The sequence below is a fragment of the Microbulbifer regidiadema (SeqCode) genome (assembly GCF_052466995.1).
Genome location: NZ_CP174297.1, coordinates 2321405 through 2346680, shown reverse-complemented (window position 1 = coordinate 2346680; position 25276 = coordinate 2321405). Strand labels below are relative to the sequence as shown.

Genomic DNA, 25276 nt, shown 5'->3' with positions numbered 1-25276 from the left:
TTTTTTTAGTCATTTTTTCTTTTCTTTAGTGAGGCCGCTTTGGCATCATTTTTCCAGGTCTTTGCGTTTCTGAAAGATGGTTATTTAGTCAGGAAAATATAAGAAAGTTATCTGGATATAACCCTATTGTTACGAGTGTACAGGTTCTAATTCGGCTGGTAGATTAAGCGCCAAATCATCGTTCTGATGCCTCCTATAGCTGGGCCTACAGGAGATATATGTCAACTGATCAGGGCTAGCCAATGAGAATCCCTCCTACTATCAGGTCAGATATACTGGAGCACTTTGAGTGTAATATTGGAGCAAAGCTATTTGCGCAACCGGAGTGCGGCCGTAGAATATTTGCGAGTAATAAATTAGCAGGGATGCTTGAAGGACTTCAGAAAATAAGCCGAATACCCAGTAATGAAGGGTATCACGCACTGACTGTTATTTCGGCTGTGAATAGTTTGAGAGGTAGTGCGGCCCCTTTGCACTCTTTCCTCAAGAATGGCAGTGCTACCCGTCGCTGTATCGCGGGCGCGGGGTTTGAGATCGAGTATGAGCTGCATCGTGTTTATGATGGGAGGGCACCTCAGACAGATGTTGGCATTGTTGATATTCGTTTCACTCAGGATGAGGCTGACGAAGCTGACAGGGCGGCGCTATGGGATATAGAATGGGTTAGCTTGGAAGGAGATCGTGGGGAGTGGAAGCCAAATGATGAACCTAGTTTATTTTTAAAGACGGGTGGCGAGGTGAGAGGTGATGAAGGCTCACCACTAAAAATAGGTATCAATGGGTATAGTGCGAGATTAGAACATGCTGCAAGCATACTGCCCTCTCATATTGCTCGCGGTGATCAAGTAGCCTTGAAGAAATTAAAAAGTAGAGGTTATACGCTTTTTTATGTACCACAAGGGAAGGGTGCTGTTAAAGCGGGATGGCGGTGTACCAAAAACCTGGGCCGTGCAGCTACAGAGGAAGATATTTTGGCTGCAAGGATACTCGCGGGGCATATGAAAGAAGCCCATGATAAAGGCTTATATGTTGAGTGGATCAGCCATAGAGGTGGTTCCAAAGTCCTGACCAAGGCGATGGAGCAGCTGGAGCTCTGGCATATTAATTTGCAAGGAAAGCAAAAGATATTTCTCAGCGATGCTACTTCCAGCCAATATTTGGCAGACGAGATCCGCAGAAGAATTGGTATGAACACGAGTGATACCAAATGGTTTAACTCCACGCCAGGTGTAGCCCAGTTGATTGGTGGATCGAATTTGGGCTTAACGGATGTTGCTATATCATTGAATGTGCTTGTCAATCATGCGGAACAAGAAGGGCGAAATGATGCTGTTGTCGATGTGGTTCGTCATGCTGCTGGTGTTGTTAAGAAAATTCCCAGTGGCTCCAGTGCACTATTGACAATGCTTTTTGCCAGTATCCCCAGTTTGACAGAAACTTATAATACGGACAATAGTGTGCCTTTTAAGCAGCTGTTAAAGAAGCTGCCTTTCAGCCGCTAGGGGATAATATTATGAATTTTCTACGCGGTATCTTTCCCCGGCCCCCTAGCTTTCGTCGCTCAAGAAAGTTAGAGAAAGAGTTTTCTGGCTGTGATTTGTATTTTGAAGCCCCTCCGTATTCTGATCCCTTTTCCGACATTCAGGATTGGGAAACCGAGCCGGACTCATTTGATATATTTTCTCCCGATGGTTATCGCCCTATCAAGTATTATGATTTTCATGATACAAATAAATTAATAGAGTTTCCTTTCATTCAGGCTTTGCCCCTGTTTTCGAGTCGTTGGGCATTTAAGGGGGTTCCGATTATTCAAGGTTATGGAGGCTATGTAGGGTTGGGGGTTATCATTAATGCAATAGAGGATTTGCCGGTTAATGAAAGTATGTTTCACGATAAGGTTTTTGTTCGTGAGGTTTATCGGAAATATAATTTAACTAATTTGCAGGATTTAAATAAGGGTTTAAAGAGTGATCCCTTTGATCTTACCCAGTACCGATGGTCGAACTATTTTGGCCCTTTAAACTGTCAGTGGCTTGAGCTGAGTGGAGTGGATTGGCTTTATTTTGAAAGTCAACCACTAGTTAGTGGTATGGATCGTATAAGTTTACATACCGCAATAACAGATAAGCACATCCTTGGTTGTCATTTTTCTTTAGATCGTGCTGGCCTTAATGCGGGCAACGCATTCCGACAAAACCAGCGCACTCCCTGGGATAACTATATCAATTTTATCCAGCGCATAATGGATTCGATCAGGCTAGAGTTGTCACCTGAACTATCTATTCGCCGAGCGGAAGTGCAATCTCAGCCGGAAGCTAATAGCAAACCAATTTTTGGTTGTACTCCCCAGCAGGTTGAGGAAGCTAAACATGTTATGCAAATGTGGAGTGGCAGGGGATATAAAGACAGCCGTAGAGACAAAAATGAAAGCCATCGAGCAACGCCAGAGGAAGTGTCTGCCTTTATCGATAAGCGTATTCAGCCCCGGCCACTGCATAATAGCTATCCTCTGGGGGAGAAGATAGAGGTGGTTCCAAGGTTGCCCCCAGAATTGCTCAAGCGTCCCTTGATGGGGTTGAAATAGATGGTTGCTTAGAGGGTAGGCTATAAAAATGCTAGCTTTCTATTTAAGTCGTTTTTGAATTGGTGATTCTTTAGCGGTCTGAGGGTGATCTTATGAATATTCTTCGCGGTATCTTTCCACGGGCCCCCAGCTTTCGCCGCTCCAGAAAGGTAGAGAAAATATTCTCTGGTTGTAAACTATATTTTGAAGCGCCACCATATTCTGACCCCTTTTCCGATATCCAGGATTGGGAAACCGAGCCGGATTCATTTGATATGTTTTCTCCAGATGGTTATCACCCCATCAAATATTATGATTTTTATGACGCAAATAAATTAATAGAATTTCCTTCCATTCAGGCTTTGCCCCTGTTCTCGAGTCGCTGGGCATTTAAGGGGGTTCCGATTATTCAAGGTTATGGAGGTTATGTAGGGTTAGGGATTACCATTAATACAATAGAGGATTTGTCGATTAATGAAAGTATGTTTCACGATAAAGTTTTTGTTCGTGAGGTTTATCGGAAATATGATTTAACTAATTTGCAGGATTTCAATAAGGGTTTAAAGAGCGACCCCTTTGATCTTACCCAGTACCGCTGGTCGAACTATTTTGGCCCTTTAAACTGCCAGTGGATTGAGCAGGGAGGGGCGAGCTGGCTTTATTTCGAAAGTCAACCACTAGTTAGTGGTGTGGATCGTATAAGTTTACACACGGCAATAACTGATAAGCACATTCTTGGTTGTCATTTTCTCTTGGTTCGTTCAGGTGTTAATGCGGGCAATGCCTACCGAAAAAATCAGCGTACTCCCTGGGATAACTATATCAATTTTATCCAGCGCATAATGGACTCGATCAGGTTAGAGTTGTCACCTGAATTGTCTATTCGCCGGGCGGAAGTACAATCTCAGCCGGAAGCTAATAATAAGCCGGTTGTCGGTTGCAGCCCTCAGCAGATTGAAGAGGCTAAACACGTTATGCAAATGTGGAGTGACCGAGAGTATAGGGATAGTCGTAAAGGTGAAGATGAAAGCCATCTTGCAACGCCAGAGGAGGTGTCTGCCTTTATCGATAAGCGTATTCAGCCCCGGCCACTGCATAATAGCTATCCTCTGGGGGAGAAGATAGAGGTGGTTCCAAGGTTGCCCCCAGAGTTGCTCAAGCGTCCCTTGATGGGGTTGAAATAGATGGTTGCTTAGAGGGTCGGCTATAAAAATGCTAGCTTTCTATTTAAGTCATTTTTGAATTGGTGGTTCTTTAGCGGTCTGAGGGTGATCTTATGAATATTCTTCACGGTATCTTTCCACGGCCCCCCAGCTTTCGCCGCTCCAGAAAGTTAGAAAAGACACTTTCTGGCTGTAAGTTGTATTTTGAAGCCCCTCCGTATTCGGACCTTTTTTCCAGTATTCAGGATTGGGAAACCGAGCCAGATTCATTTGATATATTTTCTCCATTCGGCTATCAACCTATTAAATACCGTGATTTCCACGATGTGGATGAAATAATCGATTTTCCTTCTATTCAATCTTTGGGTGTATTTTCAAGTCGTTGGGCATTTAAAGGGATTCCGATTGTTCAAGGTTATGGAGGCTACGTAGGCTTAGGGATCACAGTTGATGTAATAGAGGATTTGCCAATTAATGAAAGCTTGTTTCACAATGTAACTTTTCTTAAGGAAAGTTGTAGAATAAATGATTTGGCCAATTTGCAGGACTTTAATGAGGGGTTGAAGGGCAATCCTTTTGATCTTACTCAGTATCGATGGCCAAACTATCTTGGCCCTCTCAACTGTCAGTGGATTGAGCAAGGTGGGGCCGACTGGATTTATCTTGAAAATCAGCCACTAGTTAATGGAAGAGAGGATGTAATTTTACAGGTGGCTATAGGGGATAAACATATTCTTAGTTGTAATTTTTTCTTGATGCGTTCTGGTGCTAATGCAGGTAATGCCTACCGAAAAAATCAGCGCACTCCCTGGGATAACTATATCAATTTTATCCAGCGCATAATGGATTCGCTCAGGCTAGAGCTGTCACCTGAATTATCTATTCGCCGAGCGGAAGTGCAATCTCAGCCGGGAGCTAATAGCAAACCAATTTTTGGTTGCACTCCCCAGCAGGTTGAAGAGGCTAAACACGTTATGCAAATGTGGAGTGGCAGGGGGTATAAAGACAGCCGTAGAGACAAAAATGAAAGCCATCGAGCAACGCCAGAGGAGGTGTCTGCCTTTATCGATAAGCGTATTCAGCCCCGGCCACTGCATAATAGCTATCCTCTGGGAGAGAAGATAGACGTCGTGTCAAGATTGCCGTCAGAGTTGCGTAAACGTCCCCTGATGGGGTTGGAATAGATGGTTGTTTGGGGCTCTTTGGGGGAAATTACTCAGTGCCCGACCGATCAGTCATGCTTGGTCGTTTTTTTGAGGGCGCTCCTATTCTGACTTTGCTCATTGAAGAGCTATATAGCTTATATAACGTTTGCGAATAGCCGAGCTGTTGCTCCGGTGAATACTGAATTCAGGACCTCCACTAAGATATTTCGTATCGGAACGGATATGTCACTCATTTTCATGGGAAATACAATTCCCCAAGATATGGTAATTGCCTAAAAATAGCCCCTGTCTTTCTAAGGGCGCAACTATGCCAGTACGTGAGTCTTTTAATTATCAGGGTCTGGATGCTATTCGCGTCGGTCGAATCGACATGGGGGTTAATACCACCTTTGTTGTTTACCGACTCAATGGAACCTTGATTGACACCGGCCCCAGTAATCAGTGGAAGTATGTAAAGCCATTCGTGCAAAATACGCCGCTAAAGCAATTATTACTTACCCACCACCACGAGGACCACAGCGGTAATGCCGGCGCTATCCAAAGGTTGACCGGAGTGCAGGCGCTGGCGCCTGACCTGACCATTGGCATACTAAAGAAAGGTTTCCGTATTCCCCCTATGCAAAGGTTGTTCTGGGGCGCGGCGGGAAAGGCTGAGGTGGCACCGCTGCCGGCAGAAATTTATATTGGTGATGAAAAAGTGGTGCCAGTATTTAGCCCGGGGCATGCAAAAGATATGACTTGCTATTTGCTGCCTGAGCGCGGTTGGCTATTCAGTGCTGATCTATTTATTGCCAACTATCTAAAGTTCTTACGTATTGATGAGGATGTTCCCACCTTACTAAAAAGTATAAAAGGGGTTTTAGATCATTCCTTTGACGTTATCCTCTGCCCCCATCGGGGGGTGGTAGAGAATGGTTGGCAGGAGCTGAATAAGAAATATGAGTATCTACTGAACCTCTCTACAGAGGCGCAGGAGTTACATCGACAAGGTCTATCCCTAGAGGAAATCACCCTGCGCTTGCTGGGTAAAGAGGGGGTGTTCGGTGTCTTGACGGGATATAATTTTTGTAAGAGAAATTTAATTGCCTCTTGTTTGGAGGTTGATCTGGATGAGATGCCCCGTTTTTGATCCGTCATTGTAGCTTGGGGTTGATTTTGGTTGCGGGAATGTTGACATCTGCTCCCTGACTATTTCTCGGCCTCAATAATAAAGCGTTTAATCCTCACCCCGGCACGTTTTTGCATCAGGGGATGAACTTTCTTGTAGTATTTTTGCATGACTTGATCGGCAAACTGTTCCCGTTCGGGGTGAGATAGATGGCGGAACTGGGGAACCCATGATAGAAAAAATTCTGTAAGTTTTTCCCAGGTTTTAAAGTTCTCTACGTGGTAAATCTCATCGATTCTCGGTAAATAAAATCCGGCTTCTTCGGCATATTTTTGCATTTCTTCCAATGTATAGTGATTGTAGGGGTCGTGAAAATCATCAAAATAGGGTTTCCATACGGCTGTATTTTGCTCTTTATAGACGGTGTCCCATAAATTTTCATGGTCAACCTGAAAGCCGCAGATGACTTTTCCATCGTCCTTTAGGTGTTTGTAAAAGCTATTCCAGACCGTTTCCTGGTCCGCTGCCCAGTGTAAACAGCTAAAAGAAAAAATAATGTCGAATTTAAAATTAAACTGGATTTCGTCAGCACTCATTTGTTCGAAGGATAGGTTGGGTATACTGGCGTAGTTGTTGCTGGCGTAGCGAACCATATCTTCGGTTAGATCGATTCCGATAATTCTGCCATTCGTCATGCGCTCGGCTAAATAGCGGGTTATTTTTCCGTCGCCACAGCCCACATCGAGAATAGTAGTTGCCTGTTGATAATTACAGCGATGTATCGCTTCCATGGCATGGCGCCACTGCATATCCGAGGCATTTACATACTCCTGAGCCTGCCATTTATCGTGTCTGACGGTTTTATCCATTGGTGTGGCGCTCTAGATCTGATTTGCAGAGAGAGAATCAGTTTAGCCGGATACACTTATGATCTCGCGAGCAATCTCAGTTGCGGATAAATATGGCACGGAAATTGGTGTCGTACCCTGCTTATTCGCAGTTGCATGACGGATCAAACTTGGGGAACTACTGTGAAGCTACAAGGATCTTGCCACTGCCTGTCGGTGAAATTTAGCCTGAATTCCGACCAGCCCTACCCGTTTAACCGGTGTTACTGCTCAATATGCCGAAAAACAGCAGGAGGTGGGGGTTTTGCCATTAATCTGGGGGCAGATTTCCATACCCTGAAAGTGCAGGGGGAGGAGTTCTTGAGTTTCTATCAGGCTGAAATTGGGGTGTCGAGCGGGGCTAGGGGAAGTCAGAGTCCCGCACGGCGACATTTTTGTGCAAAGTGCGGCAGTGCCTTGTGGCTCTGGGATCCTCGCTGGCCAGAGTTAGTACATCCCTTTGCTTCTGCGATTGATACCGAGCTGCCAGTACCACCGGTGCGCAGTCATATGATGCTGGATTGTGCGCCGAGTTGGGTGCAGCCAGAGATACGGGAGGGGGATGAAACATTTGCAGGCTACCCGGAGGAGTCCCTGGCCCAGTGGCATCGGCGCAATATTCCCAGGGCTTAGTATTTTCGCTGGGGATAAAGACCGGCGGGGCGAGCCTGGGATCGCCCCGCTTCAGGTCTATGGTACGGACTTTGCGTTTACTCTTCCGCGAGATAGAGTACCAGGTTATCCAGGAAGTTGAGCAGATCCGCCTTTTCAGAATTGCTCAGGGTATCAAACTGTTCTTTGCTGAATTCAGCCTCACCACCGTGATAGAGAATCGCCTCGGCCATGGTAGTCGCGCGCCCATCGTGTAGGTAAGGCGGTGTTGAGCCTGCGCCCCAGAGGTTTTCAGTCAGAAATACTGAGGCGCCCACATTGCCCTCATCAATTTCCTCGGCCATAGCTGCCCCCATATCGTGACGCTTGAGGTCGCCGTACAGGCGGACTATGGCCCCACCATTTTCCGACTCCTCAAACTGGCCCAGTGTCTGGCCGGATGGCAGCTCTTGGGGGTTATCCATAATCTCGGTGAGCAAGTTGAACTGTAGAGATTTAGTGGGTAGGCCGGCTATATCGCCTGCGGGGTAGGTCTCGTCCCGGTAGCTGGCGTGCAGTGAGGGCTCATAGAATACCGGTGATGCAACTTCCATTTCGGGGGAGTGGCAAGAGGCACAGCCAATGGAGCTGAATAGCGCCTCGCCATTCTCAATACTGGCAATCTCCGCAGCGCTTAGTGGTAAGCCGTAAGTCTCCTGCTCCTCTTCTGTCAGTGAGTCGATTACGCTGTTGAGTTCGATTTTACTGACAGGGCGGGGCTGCGCTGCGTTATAGATGGTTAACGCGGTAATGTCACCGACACTGAGCTCATTGGTGATCGAATCAAAATCGCTATCTACATCACCGACCAACTCAGTGGCTTGCATGCCCAGTTCCTGATGTGCGGCGCCGCGTACAAATGCGCGTACAAATCCAGTTAGGCCTTTCCACTCAAAGGGCCTTACTACCAGGTCGGTATCGAGCCCCTCGACGTTATCGTAATTGACCGCCTCACAGGATACGCTGATCTCACCAAAGCTAATCCCCTTGGCTGTCAGTGCCACAGTCGTATTTGTCTCGGAGGCACAGCTCTCACTGATGGCATTATCTCGCAGGCTGTGCAGTTCGGTGGTCATCTCTTCCGCTACCAGCTGCACCGCGCCCATGCCGAACAGGTGCGGTGATTGGCGTTCGATAAAGCCTTTTTGCTTGCGTTCAGGATCTATACGAATCACATTGTCGTTAACACCACCACCGCCATCGGCCACAGGTACGTTGTGACAACTGATGCAGGAATCACCGTTGGGGCCCGTCGTGCGGTGGGGCAGGACCTTAGCCCATGCATTTGCTCCTCTTAGATCGGGTCGTGGAAAGCTGGTAAATCTTTTGCCGTTGCCCACGTTTACACCGACCCCATCGAGGGCGTTGTAATTCATTTCAAATAGTTCATCGCCCTCTTCAAAAGCGTGAATATAGGCTCCCAGGGTATCCATGGATTCGAGATCGGATTGTTCTAAATGTCCACCCAGATGAATTTCTACTGCGCCAGCATGGAGTATCTGCACGGTATCGAAGACCTCGCTAAAGTCGAAAGGTATGGTTTTCTGCTGTCGGTGGTGTTTTCGCGCGTGCTTGGGTACACGGTTTTTATCGTGTTTAGAACCAAAATCGGCAAGTGCCGGTGTGGCATTAAATGTTAAAGCTGATATTGCCATAGTCACAGGCAACAGGTGTTTTTTAAATATCATCAGCGATATCTCCAGGTACTGACATTGTGCGAACGTAAGATGGATTTTTCTAGGAAAGCGCACTCTATGTGGAGATACTCAGCAATGCTTCTTGTAAGCACAGTTCCCCAAAAAACTGATAGTCAGTTGTGCTACAGTCAAACATTGACAGTGTTTTTGTTGGTAACATTTTTATCTCGCAAAGTGCATCCAGTAAGGTTCAAAAGCATCCTTGCAAGTTTCTTATAGGTAGAACTGTGCCTGTTCTGCCACTTATGGCAGGCGTCAAGACTACGGGAGATACGGTGCTGCGATAGGAGGTTTTAAAGCCCAAGTTGCCCGCTCTAAAAACACCTAAGAATGGTCCCGATTGTGTCGATTTTGCCCATAACCTACCGCGCAGGTGTGCGGTACTATTTTTGTTTTCTGGCTGTTTTAGTGCCACTTGTAAATGGGAAGTTCCTCTGAAAATAAAAGTATTTTTGTTTTTGCCTAGAGATGACAGCTTTTCCAGTACCAAGGTAACCTGCCTGTCCCCGCTGCTTGTGACACAGCTTTGAATAAAAAGTGCTATTTTTACCGGAGATTTAAATGTTGGCATGGGGAGTAAAACTCATTGATCCCCATGGTATTTTTCGAATGTGATTTTTGCTTGTCTTTTGGTGACGCCAGGACGAGAGTTGTGAGCTGTTGTGCTCACTGTTGATTTTAGGGGGGTATTCTCTTTGCTTTTCCGTGCAAGCCAAGGGACTGCACCTGTCTTTAGTGGCAGCCTTGGGGTTAGCATTTGGCGACTTTTTCTGACGATTTTTTAGCGCCAGGGAAACGCTGAGGCAGAGTAAAGGATAGGCGGGCTGTTCACAGATAAGTACTTCCCTATGTGAGATTTATCTATTGTTCGTATGCTGGCCAAAAACATTAAAAAGTAGTCAAGGTCGTGTTGGCGCAATTTTCCCTCTGTCGCGCAAGGTTGAAAACTGTTTAAGGGGGGAGATTTCAAACGATCGCCATCGATTGGCTGGCTAAAAGGAAAATTGTCGCATTATTCATTTGAATGGCGTGCTAGAGATCTTTGACGCCATATATTTCAATATGAAGCTAATAAAATAGTTCTAATATTGCGCCTGTAGATAAGGATATTCACAGGTAAGTGGCAACTATAAATTGCGGAAAGGTAGTGGTTGCGAGCTATGGGTGTGTTTGCCTGTAGGGAGTCAATACTTTCAGTGCGATTGCCGGCGTCATAGTTTTTCCATATAAAATCGAATAAATTTTATTATATGTTCCACCGAATGATAGCTAGTAATTTTAGATTTTAATTCAAATTAAAATCAGTTGATTCTTGAATTTACTCAAGGTGGAGCATTGCTTGAAAATAGTATAGGGGGCAGGGTGAGAAAAATATTGGTTTTAGGGGGGGATGGTTTTTGTGGTTGGCCAACTTCTCTCCACCTTTCCGAGGCGGGCTATGAAGTTGTAATTGTGGATAACTTTTCCCGGCGGAAAATCGATATTGAGCTTGAAGTTGATTCATTGACGCCAATTAAGCCTTTGTCAGAGCGGCTTCGGGTGTGGCGCGAAATCTCCGGAAAATCCATCAGGTATATATCCATTAATATTGGACGGGAATTTGAGCGGTTACTGGAGCTGTTCAAGCAGGAAAAACCGGATGTGGTTATACACTTTGCAGAACAGCGCGCTGCGCCTTATTCGATGAAGTCTGCCGGACATCGGCGCTATACCCTCGATAATAATTTAAATGCCACCCATGATATCTTAGCGGCGATAGTTGAGAGTAAACGGGATATACATTTGGTTCATCTGGGTACCATGGGAGTATATGGCTATGGTACAGCAGGTCTTGCCCTCCCTGAAGGCTATTTAAAAATTCAGGTAGAGAATGCTGGAAAGCTCTCTGAGCAAGAGATACTTTACCCCAGCAATCCAGGTTCTATCTATCATATGACAAAGGCCCAGGATCAGTTGTTATTTGCCTTCTATAACAAAAATGATCAGGTCCGCGTTACTGACTTACATCAAGGCATTGTCTGGGGCACCCAGACCGAGCAAACACAGAGAGATGAATATCTGATCAATCGGTTTGATTACGATGGCGATTACGGCACAGTGCTCAATCGATTCCTGATGCAGGCAGCGATTAATTATCCTCTCACTGTATATGGGACGGGTGGTCAGAAGCGGGCGTTTATTCATATTCAGGATACCTGTCGCTGTATTCAGTTGGCGATTGAAAATCCTCCAGAGTCTGGTGAAAGAGTCAAAATCCTGAATCAGATGACAGAGACGCACAAGGTTGGGGATTTGGCCAAATTAATTGCTAAAAAAACCGGGGTCGGTATTGCCTATCTGGATAATCCCAGGAAAGAATCCGCAGAAAACGATTTACTGGTAAATAATGATCAGCTGCTTGAGATGGGCTTGAGGCCAATAACCCTCAATCACAGCCTTCTCAGCGAAGTTGAGGATATTGCCAAAAAATATTCCTATCGCTGTGATCAAAGTAAAATCCCCTGTATATCTAAGTGGTGATAGGTCTGTAACTAGAGGAACTGATTTTCGGTGTGGTCTAGATTACCTCTAGAAGAGCGTTTTTATACCCATAGCTGAAGAGTGCGAAACATGAAAATTTTGATTGCTACGGATACCTATCCGAAGCAACTAAACGGTGTGTCCAGGGTGCTGGACAAAACTGAGAGTGAACTCTCGGCGCGGGGACATGAGGTGAAAATTGTTTCCGCTGATGATTTCACTAATTTTCCCTGGCCGGGTTATAAGGAGATCAAAATTGCCGTATTTCCCGCTAGAAAGGCCGCGCGGATTATTGAACAGTTCTCGCCGGATGCTATTCATATTATGAGTGAGGGCCCCGTGGGTTGGGCGGTGCGGGGATACTGCATAAGAAATAATTTACGCTTTACTACTTCGTGGCTATCCCGTCTCTCTGAGTATGTTTCAATCCGCTACAAAATACCACTGAAGTGGTTGCATGGTCTGTTGCGGCGTTTCCACAATGCTGCGGCACAAACGATGGTGACCACAGCGGGGATGACGGCAGAAGCTCGGGCTCTGGGTATTGCTCGTGTTACCCGCTGGCGCAGGGGGGTCGAGCTGGATAAATTTCGTCCAGTTGAAACGACACTTTTTCAGGGATTAACCCGCCCAATTATGTTAAATGTTGGACGCGTTGCAGTAGAGAAATCGTTGGAAAAATTTTTATCCCTAGAGCTGGCGGGAACAAAAGTCATCGTGGGAGATGGCCCTCAGCTCAAAGCGCTAAAAAGAAAGTTTCCCGAGGTGCTATATCTGGGAGTTAAGGAGGGGGAGGAGTTGACCGAGTGCTATAGTGCTGCGGATGTTTTTGTTTTTCCCTCTTTAACTGATACTTTTGGCTTGGTGAACCTCGAATCCCTGGCCTGTGGTTTACCGGTGGCAGCTTACCCGGTAACCGGTCCCAAAGATATTATTGGCGATGCGCCGGTTGGGGCACTGGATAGCAATCTTCAAGTAGCTATTGAAAAAGCACTATTGTTAGATCGGGCGGATTGTGTCGCCCATGCCAGAACCTATTCTTGGGATCTCGCGACTGAAGATTTTATCTCCAATTTAGTGCCGGTCAGTGTTGTGGAGGCTTTACCTGTTGATGGCTAACGGTGGGGCCCTATAACCTTCACTGGAGTGGATATGAGGGGTAAAGGGTAACTGAGCGCCAGAGATGATGGAGATGGTATCGCAGTGCAAATAAAGACAATTCTGCTCAATATCTGCTGTGTACTGCTGTTGTTGATCAGCGGACTGTCGCTGGCACAGGAGACGGCATCTGGCGATCATGTCAGGGTGCGCTGGCTGGCACCAGAAACTTTTCGTGAAGGTGCGGAGGAGAGGATCGGTTTCTACTTTGAAGTAGATCCTGGTTGGCATGTGTATTGGCGCAATGCGGGAGATTCCGGTGCGGCTCCCCGATTTGATCTATCTGCCCAGGGTGCGGTGCTCGGTCCCATTGAGTGGCCATTCCCAATACGCTTGCGGGTGGAGCATCTTACCAATCTGGGTTACTCCGCAGATACTGCTTACCTGTTCCAGGTTTACCCGGAAAATAAGGCGCAAGAGATAGCCATACACGCTGACCTTGAGTGGCTGGTTTGCAAGGTAGATTGTATACCGGGTTTTGCCACCATGAGCCTGACTCGTCCGCTTGCCCAGCAGCTGGCTTGGTCTGCTACAGATCTGGCACTGCGAGATTATTTTGCTAGCCGGCTCCCGCAGGCGGGAGTTGAGAGTCCGTGGCAAGCGCTGTCTGTTTCACCTCAGGGAAGTGATTATCTTAGTTTGCAGCTGAGAGCGAATAGTAGCGGCACAAGCCCTGCTGTTTTTCCTATAAATGGAGAACTGTTCTCTGCATCTGAACCAGAAATTCAACACCAGGGCGAAACTTTACTCTACAGGTTCAAGCGTTTGCCCGGTGCCGAGCTTGGCGAAAGCAGTGAGTTTGTTGTTGTAGGCTCCAATCAGTCCTGGAAAATCAGTGCCCCCTTGTTACCTCAAGTGGCGGGCAAGGAAAGCGCAGCCCCGGTATGGCTGCTGTTGCTAGCTGCATTTATTGGTGGTGTGCTGCTAAATCTGATGCCCTGTGTATTCCCTGTGCTTTCAATCAAGCTATTTGGCTTGATCAATGGTGGAAATAGTCCCGCCGAGCGTTTGCGTGAATCCTTATTGTATAGCGCCGGAATTATGTTGACCTTCCTTTCCCTGGGCTTGGGGTTACTGGTGTTGCGCTGGGGAGGGCTGGCTGTTGGTTGGGGGTTTCAATTGCAATCTCCCGCTGTGGTTTTGGGGCTAATACTACTTTTTTGGTTAATGGCATTGTCTTTTAGTGGTTTTTTTGAATTTGGACACCGATTAATGGGGCTGGCCAGTTCGAATAGCCGCAGCGCCTTTATCACCGGTGTATTAGCTGTCTTTGTCGCCGCTCCCTGTACCGGTCCATTTATGGGGGTATCCCTCGGTGCAGCAATGGTGATTCCAGCGTTTCAGGCTGTGTTAATCTTCTTGTGTCTCGGTTTAGGGCTCGCGGCACCTTTTATCCTGGTATGCGCTAGCCCAGTTCTGCTGCGACGCCTGCCGGCTCCGGGTTTATGGATGGAGAAGCTGCGCCAGTTGCTTGCATTCCCGCTGTATGCCACGGTGATCTGGCTGCTGTGGGTTTTGGGGCGCTTGGCTGGAGACTTTGGTTGGCTTGTAGGCTTAAGTCTGCTGCTTACTGCCACACTGGCAATCTGGCTTGGTAAGAACTTCGCCAGTAAGGGGACTGCTGTAGGGTTAACTTGTGTAGTTGCTGCTTTGCTGATTTCTATGCCGGTAATTCGTGTGGAGGATCGTGAGCGAATGGAAAAACCGGTGGACAGCTGGCACAGCTATGACAAAGTGCTGTTAGCGGAAGCGCTGCAAAGCGGGCGCGCGGTATTTATTGACTATACAGCAGCCTGGTGTGTTACCTGTCAGGTTAATAAAACGCTGGTGCTCGATACGCCGGCTGTACAGGCGTTATTTAAGGAAAATAAAGTACTGTTAGTTCGCGCTGACTGGACCCGCTATGACCCCGAGATCAGCCAGGCACTACAGGAGCTGGGAAGAAACTCGGTCCCGGTGTATGCCTGGTATCCGGCCGGGGCGCAAACACCGGAGTTACTCCCACCACTGTTGCAAGCGTCTTTAATTGCAGCACTGTTTGAGGAGCCCCCGAAGGTACCGTAAGCTGAGTTCTGCTGGCCACAGAGAGCTGCGGGGGTATTTTCAGGAGTTTGTATAGTCACTTAACGACCAACAGTGAGGAAGATAAATCATGCAAATGTTTTTCAAGTTAAATCGCACCGTATTGAGAAAGACACTGGTTTTACTTTTATTATTGCCGAGTGTTGTTTGGGCGGCGGCTGTGCCAGGGCAAAAAGCGCCGCCGTTTTCTGCCGTGGATGCGCGAGGGAATACCCATAAGCTTGCCGATTACGCTGGTCAATGGCTGGTTATTGAGTGGTTTAATAAAGATTGCCCCTATGTTAAAAAACATTATGCTAGCGGTAATATGCAGTCCCTACAAAAAAAGTATACCGAACAGAAAGTTAATTGGCTTACAGTAATTTCTTCCGCTAAAGGGAAGCAGGGGTATTTAGAGCCCGCTCAGGCTATTGCTGTTGCGGAGGACCATAACCTCGGTGCCAGTGTGCCACTTTTATTAGATATCCATGGGGTTATGGGCCGTGCCTATGGAGCAAAGACGACACCACATATGTTTATTGTTAATCCCCAGGGGGAGGTCGTATATGCCGGAGCCATTGACGACAATGACTCAGCGAATCCCGCTGTGATTGCAAGCTCATATAACTATGTTTCAGCGGCACTCGATGCTTCATTAAAAGGATTGGCGGTACCTAAGGCCTCGTCCCGTGCCTATGGCTGTAGTGTGAAGTACTAAGAGAGGACATTTGGAGTGGGAACCGTTCTCTATAGATACCTCATTAAAACGCTGATATTTATCCTATTGGCGGTAATGATGGTTACTGCCGTAGGTTATTTCCAGCAGAGGGAGGTTCCCAGGGATCAGGTGCCCCTATTGGAGGGGCACTCCCTTAATGGGGAGCTTATTGATCTAAAACAAATGTACCCTAAAGGCCCTGTGCTGATTTATTTCTGGGCAACCTGGTGCCCTTACTGTCGTATCGTTTCTCCGGCAGTGACGGAGTTATCCTGGGATCATCAGGTTATTGGAGTTGCGATGCAGTCTGGGGGGGAGGCATCGGTTGCCGCATATATGCGGGATCATGACATCAACTTTCCTTCAATAAATGATCCACAGGGAATTTTGAGTGCACAGTGGGGTGTGAAAGTGACGCCAACCTTACTAATAGTCGGTACCGATGGGCAAGTTGCCTGGGTAACTAGCGGTGCTACCTCGAAGTTGGGTTTACAGTTGCGTTTAAAGATGACGAAGTAGCCTGCCAAATTTAAGATTTTTTGTCGTGACACTGTTTTCCTAGCCCAGAGACACTGGAATTATCTTGCGCAGACAGAAGCTATCCCAGCGGATAAGCATTCTATAATGTTTTAAGGCTCTGTCTCTTGCGCGGGAGAATGGCGTGTCGGTTATTGATTCTTTTGATTATCAAGATCTGGATGCGCAACGAGTAGGGCGTTTTGACTTTGGTATTAATACCACTTTTATTATTTATCGCTTGGGCGACACTATAGTTGATACTGGACCCAGTAACCAGTGGAGGTATGTAAAGTGGTTTGTGAAGAACAAGCCATTTAAGCAGCTGGTGCTTACCCATCACCATGAAGATCACAGTGGTAATGCCGGAGCGATTTATAAATTGACTGGCATCCAGCCCCGAGCGCCCAAGGCAACGATTGAAATCCTGAAGAGAGGATTTCGCATACCGCCTATCCAGATGCTTATCTGGGGAAAAGCGGGGCGGGCCGAGGCGGCCCCTCTGCCCAAAGAGTTGAAGTTTGCCGGTGAAAAAGTCACCGCAATCCCCACGCCTGGGCATGCAAAGGATATGACTTGTTATTTGCTTAATGATAGAGGCTGGGTATTTACCGCTGACTTATATGTCGCTAGCCATTTAAAATTGCTGCGCAAGGATGAAAGTATTCCAACCTTAATGGAAAGTATCAGCAAATTACTTTGTTATGATTTTGATACCATGCTATGCCCTCACCGGGGAGTTGTCGAGAATGGCAAGGCCCGATTGCAGGCTAAGTATGATTATTTGATGAATTTGGCCGTTAAAGCGCGGGAGCTTGAGCGTCAGGGATTGCCACTGAATGAAATTACTTATCGTTTGCTAGGTAGAGAAACTCTGATGAGTTTACTATCGGGATATAATTTCAGTAAGAAAAATCTAATTGCCTCCTGTATGCGTTTTGATCCCTCTCAAACCCCAGGATCTTAAATTCTGGTGAGAGTATTATTTTACTTGGTATTTATGATTTGTTTGGGTGATATCTAATTTCAATTTTTTATGCTGGGGATATCTGGGTAATAGGAGGACTTGGTTTATGGCTAAGGAAAAAGCGTTTATACCGGAAGATGTGCTGCCTGATAGTGAGGATTTTGCTGTTATCGATGGTATTCAGGTGCGTAAGGGCTCTATCTTTGCTGCACTCAAAAATATCGACATGTTGGAAAAGGGTACCAATAAGCAGCAGGAATTAGCACTTGAGCAGCTGGAAAAGTTGGCTCCTGCTCTTATCGCGTTAGGGCTTCATAAGCACTTCCAGTGTCGCAATAAGACAGTTGAAACACTTCTCTTGCAAGCGGGACAGAATTTGGAGGGCGCTAAAGGGCGTTCTGACTAGTTCCGCCATAGATGATAGGGTATTAAAAATAGTAGTGCCGCAATTGTGGGCTGTAAGGTCCAGTCTTGTGACAGAGAGGCTCATACTTTGCGCTGTAACTTCATAAGCGGACAAGATATTTCCACACAACCGCTTTCTGAGTGTCGCCGTTGTTGATGGGGAGCGGTCTTATGGTGCTACTCCAGGGTCCTTGCAGTGCGGCTTACTTATGTTTAAGAATAGTTTTCTAATTTTTGGTAAAAATAAGCAAATGAGCTCTAGTTTATGAGGAAGGTTGGTCTGCTCGGCGGGATGAGCTGGGAAAGTACGGCAATTTATTATCGGCTTATTAATGAGGGGGTGGCACGGAAGTTGGGGGGGCTGCACTCTGCGGAAATTTTACTGCACAGCGTCGATTTTGAAAAAATTGCTAAATTACAAATGGAAGGGGCCTGGCAACAGGCGGGCAAGTTACTGGTTGAGGCGGCAACGGGTCTAGAGAAGGCCGGTGCTGAGGGCCTGTTACTGTGCACCAATACGATGCACAAGGTTGCTGGGGATATCGTTGATTCAATCGGTGTGCCCTTTTTACATATTGGCGATGCTACCGCTGAGGTGCTTATTGAGCGGGGAATAAAAAGGGTCGGCTTATTGGCGACAGCTTTTACCATGGAGCAAGACTTCTATCGTGGCTATATGCAGGAGAAATACGGTATTGAGGTTTTGATTCCAGAGCCCCGAGATAGGGAGATTGTTCACCGGGTCATCTATGAGGAGCTGTGCCGGGGGGAGGTTCTAAATCCCTCAAAAAAGGAGTTTATACGTATCGCTGATACGCTATCTAAGCGGGGGGCTGAGGGAGTCATTCTTGGGTGTACAGAGATCTGTATGTTGCTTTCACAGGAGGATACCGCTATCCCCCTGATGAACTCGACCGAGATTCATGCGCAGGCGGCGGTTAAGTTTGCGCTCAATTATTGAACAGGTGGGCGGATTTCCCCCCGGGACTCTTCGGATCAATCGGTTGTGTGATTAGCTGCTCATTACAGGTGCTATAAAATTGATTGGTTCGTTTCTGGGGGTATCGGTGGCGCGACTCTACGGCTATTCGGCCGGAAGAACCTCTGTATCACTGCACAATATCTATACAGGCGCCCTGTAGGGCTTTCTGGGGCGATCTAACACCGCTGCTATTGATAGGAGGAGGATCAGTTTTGGCGAAATCTGCCTAACAATTGCTGATGAGGGCGTTTGCAATAGGGGGATACCTCTACATCTTTCTCTATAAGAATGATATTTATATCGATTTTAGGCGAACTTAATACTTTTGTATTATTTGAAATCCTTAAATAGGTTTTATTTATCCTCACTTAAAGTTATTATTTGTAATATCTTATCTATAAAAATTCTCCATTATTTTTTTGCCTCGGTAATTGAATTTTATTTAATCGCTTAATTGGATGCTATCCATAATTGGCACTATTGTCAGTATGTGGATTTATGTCCATTTCTAATTCTTCATATTCTTTTTTTCTTGTTGCAAATTACTGTTTTTCTGGCATTTTCCCTGCTTGTCATACTTCTTGCAGTGAATGTATTGGTGGTAATCTTCCCCTGCGTGAACAAGCTTTTAAGTGCGTAAAAAAGTTTTTGTTGATCTCCAGAGGTATTGCCTTACATCGCCAACTTATTTTTGCTGTGTCACTTGAGTTGGCTCAAGTGAAGGTTGGTTGGTTCCGCTTGGAAGATAAGAAGAGATAACTAAAACAGGGTATTTTTCCTATGACTGAAAAAAAGAAGCGCTGGCTAGCTGCCTGTAGCGCCCCCTCTCTGTTGGCAGTGACGATTGCCGCAGCAAGTAGTCCCACTATCGCTGAAGATGCACTTCTCGAAGAAGTTATCACTATCGGTACTCGAGTCGAAGGGCGCTCCGCTACAGACTCCTCCGCTCCCATCGATATTGTGACTGGTGAGGAGTTTGTGAATCAGGGAGACGGAGATCTCAATAATTTGCTCCGAAACGTTGTTCCATCCTACAACGTTAATGCAAAACCCATTTCTGATGCGGCTTCAATTGTGCGCCCGGCCAACCTGCGTGGACTGCCACCCGATAGCACACTGGTTCTGGTTAACGGCAAGCGCCGCCACCGCGCTGCCGTTATTTCTTTCCTCGGCAGCGGTGTGTCCGATGGCGCTCAGGGACCAGATATTTCTGCTATTCCGGCAATTGCACTTAAACAGGTCGAGGTCCTGCGCGATGGTGCCGCAGCCCAATATGGCTCCGATGCGATTGCCGGCGTTATCAACTTTCAGTTAAAGGATGCAGCTGAGGGCGGCACGGTTGAAGCCAAGTATGCATCTACCGCTGAAGGTGATGGTGATCAGAGTACGATAGCGGCGAATTTCGGCCTGCCTCTGACAGACTCTGGTTTTGTGAATGTCAGTCTTGAGTATCGTCAACAGGACTCTACCAGCCGCAGTGTGCAGCGCGATGATGCCGCCCAGTTGATCGCCGATGGCAATACCTATGTTGCCAATCCTGCGCAGATCTGGGGCCAGCCAGAAGTTAATGATGACACTAAGTTCTTTGTCAACAGTGCTATAGAGCTAAATGATACCGCTGAGCTGTATGCCTTTGGTAACTACGCGAGTCGTTCTACTGAAGGAGGGTTCTATTTCCGAAATCCCGAGAACCGATCTGGGATTTTTACATATGAGGAAAAGATAGACGTAAACGGGAATGGCATTATAGATGACGACGAAGTATTCATCTACCCTCTAATTGGTGACTTAAATCCCAGTAACGGTATTGATGATTGCCAGAACGTGAGTGTGTCAGAAGCCCATGATCTCGAAGAGTGCTTTTCTTATACAGAAATGTTTCCAGGAGGGTTTACGCCAAGATTCGGTGGAGATCTTGAGGATTACTCTATGGTCTTCGGCATACGGGGAGAATTTGCCGATGGGATTGGCTACGACGTAAGTGCCAGTAGAGGCCATAACGAAGTAGATTTCAATATTTATAATACGATAAACGCTACTTTGGGCCCAGATACACCGACTGAGTTCAGTCCTGGTGGTTATGCTCAAACTGAAACCAATTTCAATATTGATTTAACCAAAAGTATTGAAATGTCTGGCATGCCGCTGTTTATGGCCGCAGGCTTTGAGTGGCGTGAAGAAGAGTTTGAAGTAAAAGAAGGCGATGCTGCATCCTGGCAGGAGGGTGACCTGACAGAGCAGGGATTCCTGATCGGCTCAAACGGGTTCTCTGGCTTTGGCCCCGAAGTGGTAGGTACTTTTGATCGGGATAATATTGCGCTTTACTCCGATTTTGAACTCGAAGTGAGCGATGCTCTGCGCCTGGGTACAGCTCTGCGCTGGGAAGACTTCTCTGACTTCGGCGATACTTCCAATTTCAAGTTATCAGCCCACTACAGCATCAATGACGCTATTGCCCTGCGCTCCACCGTGAGCACCGGCTTCCGCGCACCGACCCCGGGCCAGTCCAATATTACCAATGTCACTACGGTCTATACCAAGGGTGCACTGGCTAACCGGGGCACAATTCCTGCCACCAACCCGATTGCGGTACTGAAAGGCGGCAAGCAGTTGCAGCCGGAGGAGTCCAAGAGCTTTACGGTTGGCGCCATTATCGCAGCGGGTGATTGGGATATTACTCTGGACTACTTCCAGATCGCGGTAACCGATCGGATCACCCAGTCTGCCAGCCAGTTGCTGAGCGATGAAGAGCGCGCTCAGTTGGTCGCTGACGGTATCAGTGGTGCTGATTCTCTGGAGTACTTCCGTTTTTACACCAATGACTTCGACACCAAGACCCGAGGTGTCGATCTGGTAGCCACTTACCCGCTGGGTGAGGCAACAGACTTCAATCTGGCCATGAACTGGACCGAAACTGAGGTTACCGACTACAGCACAGATACCGTGGATGACATGCGTATCCAACAGCTGGAAGACGGTTTGCCTGAAGTGCGCGGCAATGCCTCTATCACCCATACGGGGGATAGCTGGCGCGGCCTAGTGCGACTCAACTACTACGGTAGCTACTGGGAAGCACACCTGGATGATTACAGCTTGCCCATTGATGCCGGTGATGAGTGGACCGTGGATATTGAGGCCGCCTACGACTTCAACGACTCCATGACCTTAATCGCCGGTGCGGAAAACGTGTTCAACAACTACCCAGATAAGAACCCCTGGTCTGGAGTTGCTGGTGCTGAGTATCCAGAAACGGCCCCAATGGGATTCAATGGTGCTCTATATTACGTAAGAGCGCAGTATGAATTCTAATAACTGCTAGATGGGCTTCTGAAGTTATAATTGGCTAACCCGATTTTTATTCCGGATTAGTCGATTATAGCGTTGCCTGACGATAAATCCCGCTGGAGACAGCGGGATTTTTACTTATCCCAATAGCGAGTTGCTAGACTTTGATAAACTAATGGGCTCCTTGTCCTGTATTTGCTTTAAGTCCTCGAAAACTTCCTTCACCTCCATAGACTCGATGGCACCATATACCGCCTGATAGAACTTTGAGAATTGGCTTTCAACCTGTACTCGCTATTTTTCCGTGTCCTCATAAAATATAGGGGAGCGGTTTTCGAAAGCTTTGCTTGGGTACCTATATTGCGTAGCTTATTGATTAAGAGTGTGCCCACCGTTAGTGGGCGGGAGCACTCGCCTGTCTTATCTATAAGAGTGATGTCTATAGTGCTTTTAGCTGGAATTAATACATTTGTTCTATATATAATGTTCAAATATATTTCATTTTCTTGTTTGAGAGTAATACTTAAAATATTTCCACTATAAGGGTGAGTAGTAGGTGTTTTGTACAGGTTATTAAATTTTACTTAAGCACCTAATGGGATTTAAAAGCCCATTGGCACTATTGTCAGTATGTGAACTTGTGTCTTGCTCTAGTTCTCAATATTTATTTTTTCTTGTTGTAAATCACACTTTTCTAGCATTTTCTTTGGTTGTCACACTTCTTGCCATGAATGTATTAGTGGTAACCTGCCCCTGCGTGAACAAGCTTTTAAATACGTAAAAACTTTTTTTAATCTCCAGGGGTGCACCTCAAATAGCCGATTTATTTTTACTTTATTTCCCAGGTTAGGGTAAGTGAAGTTTGGCTAGTCTCGCCCGGAGGAAGATAAGAAGAGATAACTAAAACAGGATGTTTTTTCTATGTATGAAAAAAAGAAGCGCTGGCTAGCTGCCAGTAGCGCCCCCTCTCTGCTGGCAGTGACGATTGCCGCAGCAAGTAGTCCCGCTATCGCTCAAGACGCAATTCTCGAAGAAGTTATCACTATCGGTACTCGAGTCGAAGGGCGCTCTGCTACAGACTCTTCCGCTCCCATTGATATCATGACAGGCGAAGAGTTCATGAATCAGGGAGATGGAGATCTCAGTAATTTGCTCCGAAACGTTGTTCCATCCTACAACGTTAATACGCAGGCCATTGCCGATGCGGCTGCAATTGTACGCCCCGCCAACCTGCGTGGACTGCCGTCCGATAGCACACTGGTTCTGGTCAATGGCAAGCGCCGTCACCGCGCTGCCGTTATCTCTTTCCTTGGTGCCGGTGTTTCCGATGGGGCCCAAGGACCGGATATTTCTGCCATTCCGTCGATTGCACTTAAACAGGTCGAGGTCCTGCGCGATGGTGCCGCAGCTCAATACGGCTCTGATGCGATTGCGGGGGTTATCAACTTCCAGCTAAAGGATGATGCGGGAGGTGGCACTGTTGAAGTTAAGCATGCAACCACTGCTGAAGGCGATGGGGATCAGAGCACGGTTGCCACCAATTTTGGTTTGCCGTTAACTGACTCCGGCTTTGTGAATGTAAGTCTTGAGTATCGTCAGCAGGACTCTACCAGCCGCAGTGTGCAGCGCGATGATGCTGCCCAGTTAATTGCCGATGGCAATACTTATGTCGCCGATCCCGCGCAGATCTGGGGTCAGCCAGAAGTTAATGACGATACCAAATTCTTTATCAATAGTGCTATAGAGTTGAGTGATAGTGCGGAGCTCTATGCCTTTGGTAATTATGCCAGCCGCGAAACGGATGGGGGCTTTTTCTTCCGAAATCCGGAAACTCGCACCGGTATTTACGCGCTCGGTGGCGAGCCCTTGATTGGCGACCTCGATGCCAGCAACGGCATTGATGATTGTGTGGGGATGACCCATGAGGCCGCACAGTCCAGCGATGAGTGTTTCTCTTTCACTGAAGTGTTCCCCGGTGGATTCACTCCCCGTTTTGGTGGCGAGCTTGAGGATTACTCTGCGGTATTCGGCATTCGTGGTGAACTTGCCAACGGTATTGGCTACGATGTGAGCGCCAGTAACGGGCACAACGAAGTGGACTTCGTTATTTACAACACCATTAATGCCACGCTTGGCCCTGATAGCCCCACCCGTTTTAACCCAGGGGGCTACGTTCAGGATGAAACCAATTTCAATATTGATTTAACCAAAAGTATTGAATTGTCTGGCATGCCGCTGTTTATGGCTGCAGGCTTTGAGTGGCGTGAAGAAGAGTTTGAAGTCAAACAGGGTGATACTGCCTCCTGGCAAGTTGGCGATCTGGCAGAACAGGGTTTCCTGATTGGTTCGAATGGATTCTCTGGTTTTGGTCCTGAGGTTGTAGGCACATTTGACCGGGATAATATTGCGCTTTACTCCGATTTTGAACTCGAAGTGAGCGATGCCTTGCGCTTGGGTACAGCTCTGCGCTGGGAGGACTTCTCTGACTTCGGCGATACTTCCAATTTCAAGTTGTCAGCCCACTACAGCATCAATGACGCTATTGCCCTGCGCTCCACCGTGAGCACCGGCTTCCGCGCACCGACCCCGGGTCAGTCCAATGTTACCAATGTCACTACGGTCTATACCGAAGGTGCACTGGCTAACCGGGGCACAATTCCTGCCACCAACCCGATTGCGGTACTGAAAGGCGGCAAGCAGTTGCAGCCGGAGGAATCCAAGAGCTTTACGGTTGGTGCCATTATCGCTGCGGGTGATTGGGATATTACTCTGGACTACTTCCAGATCGCGGTAACCGATCGGATCACCCAGTCTGCCAGTCAGTTGCTGAGCGATGAAGAGCGCGCTCAGTTGGTTGCTGATGGTATCAGTGGTGCTGATTCTCTGGAGTACTTCCGTTTCTACACCAATGACTTCGATACCAAGACCCGAGGTGTCGATCTGGTAGCCACTTACCCGCTGGGTGAGGCAACAGACTTCAATCTGGCCATGAACTGGACCAAAACTGAGGTTACCGACTACAGCACAGATACCGTGGATGACATGCGTATCCAACAGCTGGAAGACGGTTTGCCTGAAGTGCGCGGTAATGCCTCTATCACCCACGCGGCAGATAACTGGCGCGGTCTGGTGCGACTCAACTACTACGGTAGCTACTGGGAAGCACACCTGGATGATTACAGTCTGCCCATTGATGCCGGTGATGAGTGGACCGTGGATATTGAGGTTGCCTACGACTTGAGTGGCTCTATCAGCTTGATAGCGGGTGCGGAAAACGTCTTCAACAACTATCCAGATAAAAACCCCTGGTCTGGTGTTTCTGGCGCTGAGTATCCTGAAACAGCCCCAATGGGCTACAACGGCGCTCTATACTACGTAAGAGGGCAGTATGAGTTCTAACAACTGCTAGCTAGCGTTGTGAATTTATAG

At 47.2% G+C, this 25276-nt stretch carries 19 protein-coding genes; 17 read left to right on the top strand and 2 right to left on the bottom strand.

Features of this window, described 5'->3' with window-relative positions:
- Positions 1-242: 242 nt before the first annotated feature.
- From ACJJIK_RS10150 to ACJJIK_RS10130, 5 genes are all read left to right on the top strand, one after another.
- Positions 243-1502, top strand: coding sequence for a hypothetical protein (locus ACJJIK_RS10150; RefSeq protein ID WP_444944968.1), 1260 nt, complete (start codon positions 243-245; stop codon positions 1500-1502).
- Between the two features lie 11 nt (positions 1503-1513).
- Positions 1514-2584, top strand: coding sequence for a hypothetical protein (locus ACJJIK_RS10145; RefSeq protein WP_444932109.1), 1071 nt, complete (start codon positions 1514-1516; stop codon positions 2582-2584).
- Positions 2585-2676: 92 nt separating this feature from the next.
- Positions 2677-3747, top strand: a complete 1071-nt coding sequence (locus ACJJIK_RS10140) for a hypothetical protein (protein WP_444944967.1) — start codon at positions 2677-2679, stop codon at positions 3745-3747.
- Between the two features lie 92 nt (positions 3748-3839).
- Positions 3840-4910 (top strand): hypothetical protein, encoded by a 1071-nt coding sequence (locus tag ACJJIK_RS10135; protein WP_444944966.1) that lies wholly within the window; start codon positions 3840-3842, stop codon positions 4908-4910.
- Between the two features lie 289 nt (positions 4911-5199).
- The gene (locus ACJJIK_RS10130; RefSeq protein ID WP_444944965.1) at positions 5200-6021 is read left to right on the top strand and encodes an MBL fold metallo-hydrolase; all 822 of its coding nucleotides are present in this window, start codon (positions 5200-5202) and stop codon (positions 6019-6021) included.
- Between the two features lie 59 nt (positions 6022-6080).
- Here the strand turns inward: ACJJIK_RS10130 and ACJJIK_RS10125 are convergent, their stop codons facing one another.
- Complete coding sequence (locus ACJJIK_RS10125) at positions 6081-6869, bottom strand: class I SAM-dependent methyltransferase (RefSeq protein WP_444944964.1); 789 nt, start codon at positions 6867-6869, stop codon at positions 6081-6083.
- Between the two features lie 162 nt (positions 6870-7031).
- On the opposite strand from ACJJIK_RS10125, the gene ACJJIK_RS10120 reads away from it, so the two are divergent.
- Positions 7032-7520, top strand: coding sequence for a GFA family protein (locus ACJJIK_RS10120; RefSeq protein ID WP_444944963.1), 489 nt, complete (start codon positions 7032-7034; stop codon positions 7518-7520).
- 77 nt (positions 7521-7597) lie between these two features.
- On the opposite strand, the gene ACJJIK_RS10115 is transcribed toward ACJJIK_RS10120, so the two are convergent.
- A complete protein-coding gene (locus tag ACJJIK_RS10115; protein WP_444944962.1) occupies positions 7598-9226 on the bottom strand; it encodes a di-heme oxidoredictase family protein in 1629 nt (542 codons plus the stop codon).
- Positions 9227-10597: 1371 nt separating this feature from the next.
- Between ACJJIK_RS10115 and ACJJIK_RS10110 the strand changes: the two genes are divergently transcribed.
- From ACJJIK_RS10110 to ACJJIK_RS10060, 11 genes are all read left to right on the top strand, one after another.
- The gene (locus tag ACJJIK_RS10110; protein ID WP_444944961.1) at positions 10598-11755 is read left to right on the top strand and encodes an NAD-dependent epimerase/dehydratase family protein; all 1158 of its coding nucleotides are present in this window, start codon (positions 10598-10600) and stop codon (positions 11753-11755) included.
- Between the two features lie 90 nt (positions 11756-11845).
- Entirely contained in the window at positions 11846-12874 is a 1029-nt protein-coding gene (locus tag ACJJIK_RS10105; RefSeq protein WP_444944960.1) for a glycosyltransferase family 4 protein, read from the top strand.
- An 84-nt stretch (positions 12875-12958) separates the two neighbouring features.
- On the top strand, positions 12959-14977 hold the full coding sequence (locus ACJJIK_RS10100) for a protein-disulfide reductase DsbD family protein (RefSeq protein WP_444944959.1): 2019 nt from the start codon (positions 12959-12961) through the stop codon (positions 14975-14977).
- 88 nt (positions 14978-15065) lie between these two features.
- Positions 15066-15692, top strand: coding sequence for a thioredoxin family protein (locus ACJJIK_RS10095; protein ID WP_444944958.1), 627 nt, complete (start codon positions 15066-15068; stop codon positions 15690-15692).
- 15 nt (positions 15693-15707) lie between these two features.
- A complete protein-coding gene (locus ACJJIK_RS10090) occupies positions 15708-16211 on the top strand; it encodes a protein disulfide oxidoreductase (protein ID WP_444944957.1) in 504 nt (167 codons plus the stop codon).
- Positions 16212-16353: 142 nt separating this feature from the next.
- A complete protein-coding gene (locus tag ACJJIK_RS10085; protein WP_444932097.1) occupies positions 16354-17175 on the top strand; it encodes an MBL fold metallo-hydrolase in 822 nt (273 codons plus the stop codon).
- A 106-nt stretch (positions 17176-17281) separates the two neighbouring features.
- On the top strand, positions 17282-17581 hold the full coding sequence (locus tag ACJJIK_RS10080) for a hypothetical protein (RefSeq protein WP_444944956.1): 300 nt from the start codon (positions 17282-17284) through the stop codon (positions 17579-17581).
- 264 nt (positions 17582-17845) lie between these two features.
- Positions 17846-18541, top strand: a complete 696-nt coding sequence (locus tag ACJJIK_RS10075; RefSeq protein ID WP_444944955.1) for an aspartate/glutamate racemase family protein — start codon at positions 17846-17848, stop codon at positions 18539-18541.
- A 519-nt stretch (positions 18542-19060) separates the two neighbouring features.
- Positions 19061-19321: a hypothetical protein gene (locus ACJJIK_RS10070; protein WP_444944954.1), complete on the top strand. Its 261-nt coding sequence runs from the start codon at positions 19061-19063 to the stop codon at positions 19319-19321.
- Between the two features lie 21 nt (positions 19322-19342).
- Positions 19343-21871, top strand: a complete 2529-nt coding sequence (locus ACJJIK_RS10065) for a TonB-dependent receptor plug domain-containing protein (protein ID WP_444944953.1) — start codon at positions 19343-19345, stop codon at positions 21869-21871.
- Positions 21872-22768: 897 nt separating this feature from the next.
- Positions 22769-25246: a TonB-dependent receptor plug domain-containing protein gene (locus ACJJIK_RS10060; RefSeq protein ID WP_444944952.1), complete on the top strand. Its 2478-nt coding sequence runs from the start codon at positions 22769-22771 to the stop codon at positions 25244-25246.
- Positions 25247-25276: the final 30 nt, after the last annotated feature.